General features: G+C 57.2%; 17 protein-coding genes and 1 pseudogene. 15 read left to right on the forward strand and 3 right to left on the reverse strand.

Annotated elements, in window-relative coordinates; all coding sequences use genetic code 11:
* Positions 1-4 precede the first annotated feature (4 nt).
* The 4 genes from V6U71_RS05605 (at position 5) to V6U71_RS05620 (ending at position 4,750) form a co-directional block, all read left to right on the forward strand.
* Entirely contained in the window at positions 5-454 is a 450-nt protein-coding gene (locus V6U71_RS05605; protein ID WP_411341318.1) for an ABA4-like family protein, read from the forward strand.
* Positions 451-1,086: a DUF938 domain-containing protein gene (locus tag V6U71_RS05610; protein WP_411341319.1), complete on the forward strand. Its 636-nt coding sequence runs from the start codon at positions 451-453 to the stop codon at positions 1,084-1,086. Before V6U71_RS05605 ends, V6U71_RS05610 begins: the two co-directional genes overlap by 4 nt.
* Positions 1,087-1,199: 113 nt before the next feature.
* Complete coding sequence (locus V6U71_RS05615) at positions 1,200-2,486, forward strand: DUF2130 domain-containing protein (RefSeq protein WP_411341320.1); 1,287 nt, start codon at positions 1,200-1,202, stop codon at positions 2,484-2,486.
* Positions 2,483-4,750 (forward strand): AAA family ATPase, encoded by a 2,268-nt coding sequence (locus V6U71_RS05620; RefSeq protein ID WP_411341321.1) that lies wholly within the window; start codon positions 2,483-2,485, stop codon positions 4,748-4,750. The genes V6U71_RS05615 and V6U71_RS05620 overlap by 4 nt, the downstream gene beginning before the upstream one ends.
* A 48-nt stretch (positions 4,751-4,798) precedes the next feature.
* On the opposite strand, the gene V6U71_RS05625 is transcribed toward V6U71_RS05620, so the two are convergent.
* Both V6U71_RS05625 and V6U71_RS05630 read right to left on the reverse strand, forming a co-directional pair.
* A complete protein-coding gene (locus V6U71_RS05625) occupies positions 4,799-5,764 on the reverse strand; it encodes a hypothetical protein (protein WP_411341322.1) in 966 nt (321 codons plus the stop codon).
* Between the two features lie 132 nt (positions 5,765-5,896).
* Positions 5,897-6,070, reverse strand: coding sequence for a helix-turn-helix domain-containing protein (locus V6U71_RS05630; RefSeq protein ID WP_411341323.1), 174 nt, complete (start codon positions 6,068-6,070; stop codon positions 5,897-5,899).
* 175 nt (positions 6,071-6,245) lie between these two features.
* On the opposite strand from V6U71_RS05630, the gene V6U71_RS05635 reads away from it, so the two are divergent.
* The 5 genes from V6U71_RS05635 (at position 6,246) to V6U71_RS05655 (ending at position 8,732) form a co-directional block, all read left to right on the forward strand.
* On the forward strand, positions 6,246-6,785 hold the full coding sequence (locus tag V6U71_RS05635; protein WP_411341324.1) for a hypothetical protein: 540 nt from the start codon (positions 6,246-6,248) through the stop codon (positions 6,783-6,785).
* The gene (locus V6U71_RS05640) at positions 6,782-7,411 is read left to right on the forward strand and encodes a DUF4230 domain-containing protein (RefSeq protein WP_411341325.1); all 630 of its coding nucleotides are present in this window, start codon (positions 6,782-6,784) and stop codon (positions 7,409-7,411) included. The genes V6U71_RS05635 and V6U71_RS05640 overlap by 4 nt, the downstream gene beginning before the upstream one ends.
* Positions 7,412-7,502: 91 nt before the next feature.
* Positions 7,503-7,781: a hypothetical protein gene (locus tag V6U71_RS05645; RefSeq protein WP_411341326.1), complete on the forward strand. Its 279-nt coding sequence runs from the start codon at positions 7,503-7,505 to the stop codon at positions 7,779-7,781.
* Between the two features lie 101 nt (positions 7,782-7,882).
* On the forward strand, positions 7,883-8,251 hold the full coding sequence (locus tag V6U71_RS05650; RefSeq protein ID WP_411341327.1) for a hypothetical protein: 369 nt from the start codon (positions 7,883-7,885) through the stop codon (positions 8,249-8,251).
* Positions 8,252-8,330: 79 nt separating this feature from the next.
* Positions 8,331-8,732 (forward strand): hypothetical protein, encoded by a 402-nt coding sequence (locus V6U71_RS05655; protein WP_411341328.1) that lies wholly within the window; start codon positions 8,331-8,333, stop codon positions 8,730-8,732.
* Between the two features lie 64 nt (positions 8,733-8,796).
* Here the strand turns inward: V6U71_RS05655 and V6U71_RS05660 are convergent, their stop codons facing one another.
* Positions 8,797-9,039 carry a hypothetical protein gene (locus V6U71_RS05660; RefSeq protein ID WP_411341329.1) on the reverse strand — a complete coding sequence of 81 codons (243 nt, stop codon included), beginning with the start codon at positions 9,037-9,039 and terminating at the stop codon, positions 8,797-8,799.
* 502 nt (positions 9,040-9,541) lie between these two features.
* Between V6U71_RS05660 and V6U71_RS05665 the strand changes: the two genes are divergently transcribed.
* The 6 genes and pseudogenes from V6U71_RS05665 to V6U71_RS05690 all read left to right on the forward strand — a co-directional run bounded on the left by V6U71_RS05665 (position 9,542) and on the right by V6U71_RS05690 (position 16,123).
* Positions 9,542-10,624: an AAA family ATPase gene (locus tag V6U71_RS05665; RefSeq protein ID WP_411341330.1), complete on the forward strand. Its 1,083-nt coding sequence runs from the start codon at positions 9,542-9,544 to the stop codon at positions 10,622-10,624.
* Positions 10,625-11,022: 398 nt separating this feature from the next.
* Positions 11,023-12,180, forward strand: a complete 1,158-nt coding sequence (locus tag V6U71_RS05670) for a tyrosine-type recombinase/integrase (RefSeq protein WP_411341331.1) — start codon at positions 11,023-11,025, stop codon at positions 12,178-12,180.
* 51 nt (positions 12,181-12,231) lie between these two features.
* Entirely contained in the window at positions 12,232-13,533 is a 1,302-nt protein-coding gene (locus V6U71_RS05675) for a hypothetical protein (protein ID WP_411341332.1), read from the forward strand.
* 224 nt (positions 13,534-13,757) lie between these two features.
* Positions 13,758-14,048 (forward strand): annotated as a pseudogene (locus tag V6U71_RS05680) (DUF938 domain-containing protein); the annotation flags it as partial.
* 102 nt (positions 14,049-14,150) lie between these two features.
* A complete protein-coding gene (locus V6U71_RS05685; RefSeq protein ID WP_411341333.1) occupies positions 14,151-15,710 on the forward strand; it encodes a fatty acid--CoA ligase in 1,560 nt (519 codons plus the stop codon).
* Positions 15,707-16,123: a GFA family protein gene (locus tag V6U71_RS05690; protein WP_411341334.1), complete on the forward strand. Its 417-nt coding sequence runs from the start codon at positions 15,707-15,709 to the stop codon at positions 16,121-16,123. Before V6U71_RS05685 ends, V6U71_RS05690 begins: the two co-directional genes overlap by 4 nt.
* The last annotated feature ends 10 nt before the right edge of the window (positions 16,124-16,133 follow it).

Below are 16,133 nucleotides of genomic sequence, written 5' to 3' on the forward strand. Positions count from 1 at the left end.
ATCCATGAGCTGGGATACGCTGTTCCTGTTGTTCAACTATTGGGCGTTCGTCGGCTGGGCGGCGCTGGCTTTTGCGCCGCGCGGGCCGAAGATCCTCGCGCTGATCCTTTATGCCGGGGTGTTCCTGCTCTGCCTCGCCTATACGGTCCTGATCGTCGGCTTCCTGACCGGCGGGATCGACCCGGGCGGCAGCGGCGGCGCCGATTTCACGACGTTGGCAGGGGTGATGAAACTGTTCGACACGCCGGGCGGGGCGACTTTGGGGTGGGTGCATTACCTCGCCTTCGACCTGTTTACCGGCATGTGGATCGCCCGCGACGCCGACCAGAAGGGCTTCAGTCGCATCGTGCAATTTCCCTTCCTGTTCCTGACCCTGATGGCCGGGCCGGTGGGCTTGTTCCTGTGGCTGATCGTCCGCGAACGCCGCGCCCGGGCCTCGAGCAAGGCGGCGTGACCGCGAAGCCGTGGACACCGGGCGAGGGCGGCGAGGCGGACAAGCGTCACGCCCCCGCCACCGCGCGCAACCGCGACGCGATCGCCGCGGTCCTCGCCGACTGGTTGCCCGCGCAGGGGACGGTGCTGGAGGTTGCGAGCGGTTCGGGCGAGCATGTCGTCCATTTCGCGGCCGCCTTTCCCGGGCTGCTCTGGCAGCCGAGCGACCCCGATCCTGCGGCGTTGACTTCGATCGCGGCGTGGAGTGCCGAGGGCGGGCTGGCCAATATCGCCCTGCCGCTGCCGCTCGATGCCGCAGCGCCCGACTGGCCGCTTGCGGCGGCCGATGCGGTGCTCTGCATCAACATGGTGCATATCAGTGAATGGGCCGCCACTGTCGGGCTTTTCACACAAAGCGCAAAGCTTCTCCAGAAGGGTGCGCCGCTAATCCTTTACGGACCTTACTTTCGTAAGGATCACCCAACTGCACCCAGCAATTCGGCCTTTGACGACAGTCTGCGGGCGCGGAATGCGGAATGGGGTGTCCGCTGGCTGGAAGATGTGACCGAACTGGCGGAAGCGAGAGGATTCGTGCTGGCGGAGGTCCGGGAAATGCCCGCGAACAATCTGATGCTGCTGTACCGGCGGAAATGAAGTTGTCGTGGGTGATCGCTGGGTGCCTTGACCCCTCGGAGTCCTCTTTATCGACTATGTTTTCGAGTTATTATGTTGGGTAGCTGATTTAGGGCGTTGCAGGAAAGCGAACCATGAACGAGATCATCTGTCCTCACTGTCACAAAGCATTCAAGATCGACGAAGCTGGTTATGCTGATATTTTGAAGCAGGTCCGGGACGGCGATTTCGAGCAACAACTACATGACCGGCTCGAAATAGCTGAGCGAGAAAAGGCTACTGCCATCGAGCTGGCGACAGCTAAGCTGAGTGTAGATTTGCAGCGTGCATCCGCAAACAAGGACGCGGAGATCACAGAATTGAAAGAGAAAATAAAAGCTGGCGAAGTCGCTCAAAAGCTAGCGGTGAGCGAAGCACTTTCTCCTAAGGATACTGAGATCGAGCGGCTTAAAGCCAAGCTTGCTACCGTTGAAATCGGCCAGAAATTGGCAATCGCGGAAGCTGTCGACGTCGTGCGTCAAGAGCGCGATGAAATCAAAAATAGCCTTGAGAAAGCTAATCTCGAAAAGCAGATTTCCGAAAAGGCCCTAAAGGACCGTTATGAAATTCAGATCAAGGATCGGGATGAAGCCATCGAGCGCTTGAGGGATATGAAGGCTCGCCTTTCCACAAAAATGGTCGGTGAAACTCTTGAGCAGCATTGTGACACGGAGTTCAACCGGATCAGAGCCACCGCGTTTCCGAAAGCTTATTTCGAGAAGGACAATGATGCGCGCGGAGGAAGCAAAGGCGACTTTATTTTTCGTGATTTCGACGAAAGCGGCCTAGAGTTCGTTTCGATCATGTTCGAGATGAAAAACGAAAATGATATCAGCTCTTCTAAAGGAAAGAATGAAGATTTTCTTGCCAAACTGGACAAGGATCGGAATGAAAAGGGTTGTGAATATGCTGTTCTAATTTCGCTCCTTGAACCAGAAAGTGAACTATACAATACAGGGATTGTTGATGTATTCCATCGCTTTCCAAAAATGTACGTCGTTCGGCCTCAATTTTTTATACCCATCATAACACTGGTTAGAAACGCGGCTCTAAACACCCTTGAATACAAGTCGGAGCTCGCGCTGGTTCGCGCCCAGAACATCGACATCACCAATTTCGAGGCTGAGCTTGAGCAGTTCAAATCCGGATTTGGCAAGAACTTCGATCTCGCGTCGCGGAGGTTTCAGACTGCCATCGAAGAAATCGATAAGTCTATTAGCCATCTCCAGAAAACAAAAGATGCGCTTTTAGGTTGCGATCGCAATTTGCGTCTCGCCAACGACAAGGCCCAGGACGTAACAATCAAAAAATTGACTCGGGGAAACCCGACGATGGCTGAAAAATTTGCTGAGCTAAACCAAAGCATTGAGGGGCAGCAGTGATTGAAGAACTGAAAATTGCGGGATGCGCTAGCTACAGCGCGGAGGGCCAGCTCCTTACCAAGCTCAGAAAGATCAACTTCATCTACGGCGCGAACGGTTCAGGCAAGACTAGTATCTCGCGCGTGATCGCCGCTCCCGCTGATCACCCCGCCTGCGCGATCCGCTGGGCAAACCAGCGGCCTCTTGAGCGCCTCGTTTACAACGCTGATTTCGTGGAGCGGAATTTTCGCTCCAGCCTCCCCGGCATTTTCACATTGGGCGAGCACGATGCTGCGGTGCTGGACCAAATCGAGCAGGCACGGAAGGCCGTTGCGGACCTTGAACGGGATATCACCGCGCGAGATATCGTGTTGAACGGGCAGGATGACGCTTCCGGCAAGCTGGGTGAGCGTGCTGCCCTGCGCGAGAATATCGAGAACGAATGTTGGAAACTCAAGAATCGCCATGACGCTGACTTTCAGTCCGCCTTCACAGGTGCGCGCGGCTCTAAGGCAAACTTCTGCGATAAAATTCTAAGCGAGTCGGCTTCCAACCAGGCCGCCATTCATCCGCTAGATGATCTAAAAAAGCGTGCGGCCGTCATCTTCGAAAAGGGCTTAACACGGGAAAGTGCGGTCCGGGTGCCAGACAGTGCCGAGTTGATACGGCTGGAAGCGTCACCCATCCTCGAAAAAAAGGTCGTAGGTCAAGGCGACGTCGATATTGCCGGTCTAATCGATCGGCTCGGCAACAGTGACTGGGTGAAGCAGGGAATCGGCTACTTCGCGCAGAGCACGCCGCAATGCCCGTTCTGCCAACAGGATGTCGAAGCTGATCTCGCCAAGCGCATCGGCGATTATTTCGATGAAGCCTATGATCGCGACATCGCGGATATCGCGCGTCTCGTCACCGGATACGAAGCGACGGGTGCAGCTTACCTTCAGTCCCTCGCCAGCATCTCCCAAGCCGGTTCACGTTATGTCGACGCAGACGAGTTGACTGGACTTATCGAGCGCGTGACTGCGCGTCTGGCGCTCAACGGACAACACATCGCGCGGAAGCAGAAGGAGCCGAGCGCTGTCGTTACGCTCGAGGACAACACCGAGCTGTTCGCTGAGGTGCGGGATTTCCTTACGGTTGCGAACACTGCGGTAGCCGAACATAACGGGGCTGTTGACGATATCGGCAATCAACGGGCGAACCTTACGGCCGAAATCTGGAAATGCCTGCTAGAAGAGGCCAAAGGCGTCCTCGATGCCTACCATGCCAGCAAGGCGGCAGTGGACGCCGCGATCAGCGGCATTGAGGCAGGCTTGGCGACAAAGCGGGGCGACCTCAGCACGGCGCAGCAGAAGTTGCGCGATCTTGAGAAGGGTATCACTAGCGTTCAGCCGACCGTGACCGAGATAAATGCGCTGCTCGCCTCATTTGGCTTTCGGGGCTTCAAGCTCGCAACGGCGGGAGATCAGGGCAATCTGTACGAGATCGTCCGCCTCGATGGGAGCAATGCTGTCAGGAGTTTGAGCGAGGGCGAGAAGACGTTCGTCACCTTCTTGTATTTCTACCACCTCATCCGTGGCAGCGTTTCTGAGTCCGGCATGACCAGCAACCGAGTAATCGTATTCGACGATCCAATTTCGAGCCTCGACAGCGATATCCTGTTCATCGTTTCCAGCCTGATCAAACGCGTGTTCGAGCAGAGCCACGCACAAAACAGCCTGATCCAGCAGGTGTTCGTGCTCACCCACAACATCTACTTCCATAAGGAAGTGTCATTCGACCCCGACAGGAAAAGAGAACTCCGCGCGCACGAGACGTTCTGGATTGTGAAGAAGATTGACGATATCTCGACGCTGGAATCCTTCGACCACAACCCTATCAAGACATCCTACGAATTGCTCTGGTCCGAGGTGCGGAACGATAACCGATCCAACCTCACCATCCAGAATACGTTGCGCCGGATTCTGGAGAACTACTTCAAGATCTTGGGAAATATGGACAGAGACAAGATTACCGAGAAATTTGAGGGCCGGGAGAAGGTGATCTGCGGTTCGCTCTTTTCATGGGTAAATGACGGCTCGCACAGCGCCCATGACGATCTTTACGTCTCCAGTGACGCGGCCACGGTGGACGCCTATCTCGGCGTCTTCAGGCGCATTTTCGAGGAAACTGGGCACAGCCAGCACTATCACATGATGATGGGCACCGAGGCTTTGCCCACTGTCGAGGCGGCTCCTGTCGAGATTGAATCTCCGATGCCGAATAATGGCCAAGATGCGGCGTGAACAAAACAGATGGTTTCTGAGAAATGCTAGGCAAGCTTAAATGTTGGGTCACAGCGCTCTTACGACATCGTCCCATTCGGCAGCATCGACCCGTTGTCCTTTCTGCAAGCATTCGTCTCGAAAATGCTCCGCATAAGCGCGTCGAATCCGATCAAAATGAACCTTGCCGACGTTTCTGAAATGCCCGAAAGCTGCGCCAATGACCCTCAGCGACAACTCATCCGGATCGAGTGATGGGACCGTCACTATGCACCAGCGGCGGATATCGGGCCTAATCGACTCAATATAGTCGACGCCGAGCGCTCGCGGGCTATCTACTGACCAGTCATGGCCGAGTGAGCGGAATTCAATTTCAAATAGTGGGACGCCATCCAACATCGTGCGAATACCGGGCTCCAAGCGAAGCCGGGCTTGTTGCTCGACAATGTAGGTATAATAGTCGAAATCAGTACGAAGAATTTTTTGCAGATCGTTTATGATCAGCTGAGACGCGATCACTACGTTTTGCTCTGTTACCCCGCCGTGCACCACGCCGGTCCCGATGGGGAAGGGCGCTTCAGAAGCAAAAAATTCCTTCGCATCCTCTTCTAGCTGTCCAATCCTATCGATTTCGGCTTTGCCATAGTCGAAAATACCATCCAAGCGATCAGCAAAAAGTGCAATCGATCCACGAAGATTTCGACGTTGAATTCCGTCTGTAGCTACAAGAAAATTCACAAAGACTTGATTGCAAGATGCCTCGATTTCGTCACCATCGTCTAAGGCGGCTATCGCGTTTTGGCCGATCATCCTCAAATAGCTTAGCTTCTTTTCGCCGTCGGTATTGTGATATTGGTCTAAGCTGCCAAAAATCTCTACGAATGCAGCAGAAATACCCCAGAGCGTCATGGCATATTTCGAACGAGCTGATCCTGACTGATCATAGCTGAGCAGGAATTCCTCGATCAGTCGAAGCGGCTTCGCGCTAGAAGAAGTTGAAATCGTCGAAGTATATTTCTTTCCGAACCATGCCATTTTATCGCCCTGCTCCCGGTAATACTTCTATCGGTGTCTGAAAAACGCATAAACTTGGCAATTATCCGCGCGCAAACCCCACCAACTTATAAGAAGCGCGGCTGTTTTCGATAATTTCGCGCTATGCTCCGATCAATCCAATAAATCACCCAAATCACATTTCAGGGCTGATGCAACCCGCTCAACAACGGTGATTGTCGGGTTTTTCACCCTGCGCTCTATTCCACTGATGTAAGTCCGATCAAGCCCCGCCTCATCGGCGAGCGCTTCCTGCGACCAACCGCGCTCCTTGCGCAGCCGCTTCATATTCACAGCCAATCGTTGCCTAACATCCATCCTCCAGGGTGGGCCAGAATGTTGCCGATTGGACCACGGACGATGAATCTCATTTTTTCTAGTCTTAGCCAACAACGTCGGTAATCTGAACCGTCGGTGATGGCCTCAACGCGCCCATGTTCGGGCATCACCGAAGGAGAGAAGAATGATTACACAATTGAACCGCGCCGCGTTTGCGCTTTTGCTGACCGCCGGTCTTACGGCCTGCGATGGCGGAACGGCGACTTCGTCAAAGGAGCAGCAAAAAAGGGCGGAACCCGCGTCCCTGCCGCTAGTGGCGCTTGGCCAAACCGGCAGTAAAGACGGCGTGGAATTGACGATCACAGATGTCGCTACACCGACACAAGTGGGCTCTACCGGACATGGCGAAAAGGCTGAGCTTGGCGAAACCTTCGTCGTGGTCAGATATACAATGAAAAATGTCGGATCGAAGCCGCTGACCTTTATGGATCGACCCGGCCTAACGTTGCTCGATGCAGGCGGTAATGGCTATGCCGTGGATAACGCCGCGAGCATTACCGCGACTTTCATGACGGAAGGTTTGAGCGGCGAGGCATCCGACCTCAATCCGAACGTTTCCGCTAAGGCCATCGAGGTGTGGAAAGTGGACAAAGCCGCTTTCGACAGGGCGACATGGAAAGTACGGCTGGACACGCCCTCGAAACCCCTGTTCGCGCTCCAGTGAACGGCGGTCGCACCATCGGCCTTCTTGCCGCCACCCATGTTGCTGCGTTGGGTGTCGGTTACATGGCCGCGCCTAAGCTGCCGGTCGACGCCGAAGCAAAGCACACCGGCCTGTTCACCCTCGACACCAACAAGGTGCTCGCCACGACCGTCGAAAGTCTGCGCGAGGAAAATAGGCTGTTGGTGTTCAGCTATAAGGGTACGGCCAAGGTGCAGGCCGGTCGCACGGTACTCTGGCTCTTTGGCGGGGAGCAGGAGCTAATCGTTCCCGCTGTCGTGACCTACCATCTTGACCTGTCCGATCTCAGTCTTGCCGACGTCCGGTACGACGAGAAGGCGAAGCTGGTGACGGTGAAACTGCCCAAGGTCACGCTCGGCGACATCGCGTTTCAGCCGGAGAATGCGACCACAATCAACGGCGGCGTTTTGACCTTTTCTGACGATCAGGTCGAGGCGCTTCGGAAAGCAAACTACGCGAATGCCCGCCGCGCGATAATCGCGCAAGCGCAACAACCGGGCTTGCTCAACGCGGCAAAGCGCCAGGCCCGGACCAACGTCGAAAACTACTTCGCCATCCCGCTGCGTATCGCCGGTCTGCCCGACGTGAAGGTGGCCGCGACATTTTGAAAGGAAGCTTATGAGAAGAAACTACGTCGTCGCGGCGATCATAGCTGCGACAATTGCCGTCCCTGCGATAGCAGCCGACGTTGCCGGGTTGATGAAAACGCAGCCGGTGTTTTCGACCCAGACGAGTAAGAATATGTACGATCTTGAGCGGTGCATGATCGAGGTCGATGCTCCCATCATGCCCCACGTCTATCGCCAACCCGATCGCCCCCAGCGCACGTTGTTCGTGTGGGACGGTGGTGGCGGCGTCGGCGGTGTTAGCGCTGCTGCTCAACTGGACGGTACCGAGAACACGAAGATTACGTTCTGGGGCCGAGAGAAAATCCTGCGGCGCATTCAACCCTGTATCGACCTTGCCTACAGCGGCTGAGTAACAGCCAAAAGCTCAACCCCAAGGGCCTCCGGAAGAAATTCCGGGGGCCTTTTCCGTTTGGAGAACTCATTATGATTTCTATCCGAAGTACGGCCGACATGGCCCACGCATTGGCGTCACCGATCGACGCCGATCTGAAACGGCTGTTGGCGCTCAGGCGCAATCAGCTGCTTGAGCATGACGGCTACGATCTGGGCGAACTGGTTCACATCGTTGTCGCGGAGCCCCGCGACACGCTGGCGACGATCGAGGGGGTGGTGGGGGTGCCACTATCCACAAACCTTATGGACGGGATCCACCATGGCGAACCCGGTTTCACCGCCAACTTCGAATATGTCGCGCGTCACGGCCGTTGGTTCGAGGCGGTGCTAATCCTCAGCGACGACGGCTTCGGCGTCGTGCTGTTCGTTCCCGATCACCCGAACGTTGACGCCAGCCTGCTTGCGCTCGTCCGCGACCACAACTGACCCCATCCATCGACCACAACCGCGAGCGTCCAGGGATGATCCCTCGGGCGCTTTTTCTTTGCCCGAAAGGAAAGCTACCATGTTGCATTTTTACGATCGTGCCGGGTTAGAGCGAGCGCTGACCCTCGATTTGGACGCCAACCTTCATCGCCTTCTAGCCGACCGGATCGGCGCGCTAACGGAGGATCTGATCGACTGCACCGAATATCTCGTCGTCCAGCCGGGCGATACCGAAGCCGACATCATACATCACATCGGCCTGTCTCCGTTGATCGAGCCGATGGATGGCATCCGGTACGGCGAACCGGGCTTCCGGCCGCACTGGGACTGGCTGGAGGTTCACTGCATGTGGTTTGAGCTGATTTACACGTTCGGCAGCACATTCGCTTACATCGTCTTTGTTGCAAACCGGGAGGGCGTTCCTCACGACCTTTTGACCTTGTGCCGAGCCTACGGCGACAAGCTCGCAGGGAACGCATAGGGGTCTGTCGGGACAGGGAGGTTGGGCACCCTTCTTTTGAGTGCCCAACCCTCTTTCCGCAAGATCAGCCAGCTATCCAATAGGTCTGATGGTTCTGAGACGTTACTGGTCCGATTTTGATACCGCGAAGGCGGCCGTCCCGAGCCGACTGTTTAAATCGTATCCCGTAGTCGTTCTTCTTTTTCATTCTGTTCCAATCGACGCCAAAGATGTCTCTCAACCTATGCATTCCCGAGGGCGATCTTGTTATTTTTTGCTGTGCAAAATCAATTTCTTCATCTTTGAGCGAAGGTAGTTCAAGTTTCATTATCGTGGTCCTTTTTCACAACTTTGTCCATGACGACGAAGATCGCGACGCGGGAACTGCATGTCAAGAGCGAAATATTTGACTTATATAGATTTTCTGATGTTCCGTTCTTTCGGTAGGGAAAGTTTTATTCTTAAGGTGAAGTGTCTTCTGCAAGGGAGGTCGCGCGCTTCCCTTGCGAAAGTCGATAAACATTGATGAGAACGTCGTGATAGGGTGTCAGAGAAAATCAGCGAGCCCGCAGGAAGCCACCGGAATGCAGCGGATCTCGTCGCGACTAGGAACTGCGCTCCCGCCGCTCATGCCTCAGCACTTGCGGCTGGGCGAGAACCTGAAAAACTGAAGACTGCCCGGCTGACTTGACAGCGGCGGGAGGGGTGCACATCTAAAAGCCATTCGCAGTGGCTTCGACCGAGCCCGGACTTTGCGAATTCGGACAGCTCTACGACATTTCTCCGCCGTGAAGGCGATCGGGTCAGACATAATTCTGATGGAGACATGTATGAGCGATCCCAGCGCAAAACCGGCGCCATCCCTCAAAAAGAAAAATCCCCTGCTCAAGTTCACGTTGCAGGGACAAGCGGCCAAGCTCGAAGAGATGGCCATCGAACAGAAGCCACTGCTCGGTTCATTCTGCCTGACGGGTCAAGGGACAGTGCTGTGCGCACCGCCTAACGCGGGCAAGACCTTAATCACACTGGCTATGTTGATCGAGGCGATCGAGGCCGGACGCATAGCAGGCAGCGATGTCTTCTACGTGGATGCCGACGACACGACCCAAGGCGTTGCGGACAAAGTGCGCGTCCTGGATGAGTACGGTGTCCATGTCGTCGCCGAAGGCTATCAAGGCTTCAAGGCTCGACTGCTGACACCTGCAATCGAAGAAATGATCCAGGACGGAGCCGCTCACGGGAAACTCATAATCCTCGACACGTTCAAGAAATTCACGCAGCCAATGAGCAAGAGCGAAACCAGCGGGTTCACTGAAGTCATCCGCCGCTTTGTGCTGGCGGGAGGATCGCTGCTCTCTCTGGCGCATACCAACAAGCATACCGACGCGAACGGCAAGAACGTCTTTGCTGGCGTCAGCGACATCATCGACGATCTAGACTGCGCCTATGTGATCGACGTCCAAGATGGCAGGGACGGAAATCGCATTGCTCAGCTGACTAATAAGAAGCGGCGCGGGAACGTCCCGGATAAGCTCGCTTACGCCTACTCACCCGATCCCGGGCTCAGCTATGTTGAACGCCTTACCTCTGTCCACGAAACCGACGGTTACGACGGCGGAGCGGACGACGTGCTGGACTACAAGACGCCGGATCACGAAATCCTTCAATCGCTGGCTCTGACCATCCATCATGGCGGCGAGAGCGGGAAGATGGAAATCGTCCGCAGCGTTGCGGCTCAGGATAAAGTCTCGAAGCGACGCGTCCTGAAGCTTTTGGAGCGATATGTCGGTGAGGATCCGGAAAAGCACTACTGGCGTTATGTCGTGCGCGCTCGCGGGATCCACGTATTCGAGCTGATCAGGCCGATCGACGCGCTGATCGAACTTCTGTCTTCACCGCAAGGGGCGGGGTGAGCGGCAGATCCCAGTTTTCAGCTTTCAGGGAGCAACGCGCGCACCGCTGGCTCCGGCCGACGGCGCTCGAATTGCTAACTCTTTCTTCGACTTAGACCACGAACAGCGTCCACAGCCGACCACCGGGAAGCCACCGGTTTAGCCTGTGTCGGAACCAACGCGAACCTGCGTCCCCGATACCGGCATCCCTGCGTCAACGATCATCATCCCGACGATCGGAGACACCTCGGCGGCGCGGAACCCGCTTCGCCTTCGGCACTTTCCAAACGGCCATTTTCCAAAGGCCACAGCGCAATCTCGGCCGTCCGGCTACCCCACCCTTCATCGACACCCCGCGCCTTCTGGCGACCTCAATCTATCGATCTTTCAAAAAGGAAATTCACATGCCTGTTGTTTCAATGGACGCCACGTTCGTCCTCACCGCGAGTTGCCCTCCCGGCAAGCGCAAGGTGGATTATTACTCGGACAAGCTTTCCGGCTTCATCCTCGAAGTCAGGGCCAATGGCGGCAAATCGTTCCACCTTCGATACAAAGACACCTACGGCCGCCTCCGCCAAATTCGGATCGGACCCTATCCCGACATCAGCTACGAAAAGGCGAAGCGTGAAGCATTGAAGCTGCGTTCGCGTGTGGTGATCGGCGAAAGCCCGCTGGAAGACAAGCAGGCGAAACGATCGGTGCCGACCGTTGCCGAACTGTCAGTCCGCTATCTCGATTATGTTCGGACCTACAAACGCAGCCACGACAATGACGCACGGGCGCTACGCCTTCACATCCTGCCCCGTTTCGGCAAGATGCGGCTGGATGAACTGGAACCCGAAGCGATCGCAGCGTGGTTTGGCAAGAAGGTCGAAGAGGGGCTTTCGCCTGCTTCGGTCAACTTCCTTCATGTCGTGCTGGGCTATATGTTCAAGCTCGCCCGGCAATGGAAGGTGCCCGGTGCTGACGTGAACCCCTTGGGCGCCATCCCGCACTTCAGGATCGACAATGCTCGCGAGCGTTACCTGACGGCGGCGGAAACGGAACGGGTAAAGGCAGCGATCGAAGCCAGCCCAAATAAGCAGCTCCGTTTCATCATCCCCCTGCTGTTGCTGACCGGCGCGCGAAAGCGGGAATTGCTTGATGCGCGTTGGGAGCATTTCGATCTCGATCAGCGGCGTTGGCGCATTCCGCACAGCAAGTCGGGAAAGGCGCGGCATGTGCCCTTGTCGCAGTCCGTTTTGGACGTACTGGCACAAGTGCCTCGCTGGGATGACTGTCCTTTCGTGGTGCCGAACCCGCAAACGAAGCGCCCTTACAAGGACATCTTCTATGTGTGGAACAAGGCCCGGATCGAAGCCGGTTTGCCCGATGTTCGCGTCCACGATCTCCGACACACCGCCGCGAGCAACATGGTGTCGAATGGGCAATCCTTGTACGTCGTTGGGCAAATCCTCGGGCACGCTCGCGTGACCACGAGCCAGCGATATTCGCATCTCAGTCAGGAAAGCTTGCTCGTCGCTGTTGATGCCGGTGCTGCCGCCACCGGGATCGACTGGGCGAAATCCGCAGTCTGACCGTTCCGCCGTTTCGTCCAGGCCCGTTGATCCGGGGGTCTGGGCGGACGGTTGGAGGTAGCCAACTCGGCAGAAGCCACGTTCTGGCGCCAGCGGGCAAACGCATATGATGTGGCCTACACCGTCACTTTTACGTGGATCATCGGCAGCTTACCGCATAACCGTCTGTTTGCGACATGGGGAATCGTTGGGGGTAGTCTCGTGAAAGTTAGCCTACTTATTTTTGCAATGATCAGCGGCTTGGCCTCGACTGCTGACGCATTGGCATCGGTCAAGCACCCTTGCGAAGAGCTCGCGACAAACTCGGCGCTGGGGGAAATCTGGCCGGACGAATTTCAGGAGTTAATGGCTGCAGAGCGGCCCAAGGGCAAAGGCGTGTTTCAGCGAACCGTCGATTATGAAGCCGCAGAACGAAATAGGTCTTCAAGTTTTGCTGCCCGATCACCAATGTTCGCGGTGGTTTCATTCGCAGCTTGGAGCGACTTTTCATACGATGCAGATGCGGAAACTCTGACACTGCGACCCCAAAGCCTCAATCAGCCGCGCGACTGTTCAGATGGGAAATTTTGCAATCGTTTGTTCGGTTATGAAATGAAGCCGACCGGGGCGATATCTTACGGCCAAACCCTTCCGTCACTGTCATTCAAAATTGCGCCGGAGGTGATCGAGCCCATTGCCAGAAAACAACATCCATTCTTCTACTATGTCGTTTCGCCCGAGTATCCTTATGCCTCAGCAGATGGCAGCACCATGCCCGTCAAGCTCCATTGCGCGGCCCTTGTCGCCGACGAAGACGGCAGTATCCGAGACGAGGATGATCGACTGCTCGCCACATGGTTTCGGTCTGACGATGGTCAGTCGGTTGACGCGTCGGCACAGTTTGCGCCGCGTGGTTGTGGCGTAAATGACTGCTCGAAATTAGGTAATATTGGTTGGGGCCTGCTCCGCGTGGGGGCAAGTTTCATATCCCTGCAGCAGCCGATGGGTTTGGATCCAATCGACCCTGAGAATGAGTTCTGGTGTGCGGTTGATGGTCATCAATGGCCTGACGGCTTGTCGGCGACCTTGGATTCTGATCGTCGCATTGACAGCATAAGCCTGACTCATGGCCGGTCGATATATGCGCCCCAAATCTCAACCGAAAAAGGCATTCGAATTGGGAGTTCGCTAAAGGAAGTGCTCAAAGCATATCCCTCGGCGCGCGCCGCTCGCGAGAATGATGGTCAGACTGATTACGTCACCCTTGCCTCTCAAGGGGTGAAACTCCTTTTCAGGATATCGGGGGACCGAGTTTCGATGATCAGCCTTGGAACGTCGCCGGGTGCAGAACTCGATGGCTGTCCAGAGCAATAATCCTGCACGCCGCCGTGCCGCCGCTTCGTCAGAGCCACCTGATTCAGGGTGTTTGGGCGGACGGTGGGCGCGATTTTTAAACCGACTTTGCCAAGGCGTATCCACATCGAAACGACCAATCTGGAAGTCAGGACAGGGTGGGTAGGCGCTGGGTTCTATTCCGGCCGGACCGCAAAAGCAGGGCGAGTGCCTTGGGTTTCCTCAGAATATCGAAATGACTGCCTCATCTGGTGCATATCAGCCCGTGGGAAGCGACGGCCGGGTTGTTGGCGGGCGCGGCGCGGCTGTTGCCTTCCGGCGCGCCGCTGATCCTTTATGGCCCCTATGTCGAGGCCGATGTGCCGACCGCTGAAAGCAATCTTGCCTTTGACGCGAGCCTGCGTGCTCGCAATCCTGCATGGGGGCTGCGCGATACGGCGGATGTGAAGGAAGCGGCGGTGGCGGCGGGGCTGGCCTTTGCCGAACGCCGCGCGATGCCTGCGAACAACCTGATGCTGCTGTTCCGCCGTACCTGACGGACCTGACAGGGCGGCGCATCGGCGCTTTACCTGCGGCGCACAGCCGCTAGCCTTACCTGTAATTGCGCGAAAACGACGCGATTCGAGGAGAGCGATACGATGGCCCGCGACGTTTCGGACCTTTTTACCTTCGACGAGTTCATCACCCACTGGGCCGAGGACCGGCCCGAACGGCTGGCGCTGCGCGAGGAGGGGCGGGTCTATAATTATGCCGAAGTCGAAGACCTTACCGCACGCGTCGCAAGCGCACTGCTCGCCGCCGGGCTGGAGAAGGGCGACCGGGTCGCGTGGATCGGCAAGAACAGCGATCTCTACTTCACGCTCTTCTTCGGTGCTGCCCGCGCCGGCATCGTGATGGCGCCGATCGGCTGGCGGCTGTCGCCTGCCGAATGGGCATTCATCGTCAACGACACGCGGGCGAAGATCGTCTTTACGGGCCCGGGGTTCGAGGCGGTTCCCGAGCAGCTTGCCGGCAAGCTGGCGCAGGATGCGCGGATCGTCGGCGCCGACGAAGCGCGCGCGATGATCGACGGTGCCGAGCGGATGTCCTTCGAGCCTTCGGGGCGCGACGACGCGGTGCTCCAGCTCTATACCTCGGGCACGACGGGCAACCCCAAGGGCGCGGTGCTGTCGAACCATAATCTGTTCGCGCTGCGCAAGCATTCGGCCGACAGCGATCTGGCCTATACCAAATGGGAGGATGACGAAGCGGTGCTTGTCGCGATGCCGTGCGCGCATATCGGCGGTACCGGGCTCGGGATCATGGCGCTGGTGTCGGGCCTGCCGGGAATCGTGCTCGCCGAATTCAACCCCGACGGCGTGTTCGACGCGGTCGAGCAGCATGGCGTGACGCGCTTCTTCATCGTTCCCGCGGCGCTGCAGATGCTGTTGCTCCACCCGCGCTGCGCCAGCGTCGATTACAGCCGGCTCAAATATATCCTCTATGGCGCGGCGCCGATCCCGCTCGAACTGCTGCGCCAGTGCATCAAGATGTTCGGCGCGCAGTTCATCCAGGCCTATGGCATGACCGAGACGACGGGCACCATCTGCATGCTGCCGCCCGAAGACCATGACCCGGAAGGCAATGCGCGCATGCGTTCTGCAGGCAAGCCGCTGCCCGGTGTCGAGGTGCGTATCCTCGGGCCGGACGGCGACGACGTGCCGCAGGGCGATGTGGGCGAGGTCGTCACGCGATCTTCGAACAACATGATCGGTTACTGGAACCTGCCCGACGCGACGGCGAAGACGATGACCGCCGACGGCTGGATCCACACCGGCGATGCCGGCTATCTCGACGAAGACGGCTATTTGTTCATCCATGACCGGATGAAGGACATGATCATTTCGGGCGGCGAGAATGTCTATCCGGCCGAGGTCGAAAGCGCCATCTTTGGGCACCCTGCGGTGCAGGAGGTCGCAGTGATCGGCATCCCCGACGCGAAATGGGGCGAAACGGTGAAGGCGGTGTGCGTCGCGAAACCCGGCATGACCGTCGAGGAGGCGGACATCATCGCGTGGGCGCGCGATCGTATTGCGGCCTTCAAAGCCCCGCGCAGCGTCGATGTGATCGACGCGCTGCCGCGCAACGCGAGCGGCAAGATTTTGCGCAAGGACCTGCGCGCGCCCTATTGGGAGGGCTATGAGCGGATGGTCAATTGAGTGACGCCGCCGTCCTGCAAGGGACCTGTGCGTGTGGCGATGCGGCGTGGACGCTGAAGGGCGATCCGGGATCGATCACGGCGTGTAACTGCACGCTTTGCCGGCGTTACGGAGCGCTCTGGGCCTATGATTATGAGAATGAACGGATCGCCCTGTCGGGGAGCACGCGGTCGTTCATGCGGCCCGGAAAAGCCGATCCGGCGCTCGAAATCCATTTCTGTCCGACCTGCGGCAGCGTGCTTTGCTGGCGCGGGCTGCGGCTCGAAGCGGACGGGCGCCGCCGGATGGCCGTCAATATCCGCCTCGCGCCGCCCGAGGCCGTGGCGGATTTGCCGATCGATCATTTCGACGGACTCGGCAGCTTCGACGACCTGCCCTCGGACGGCCGCCGCGTCCGCGATTTGTGGTTCTAGACGACGGGTT

Origin of the sequence: Sphingopyxis sp. J-6 (assembly GCF_046603995.1) — a bacterium.
Lineage (GTDB): Bacteria > Pseudomonadota > Alphaproteobacteria > Sphingomonadales > Sphingomonadaceae > Sphingopyxis.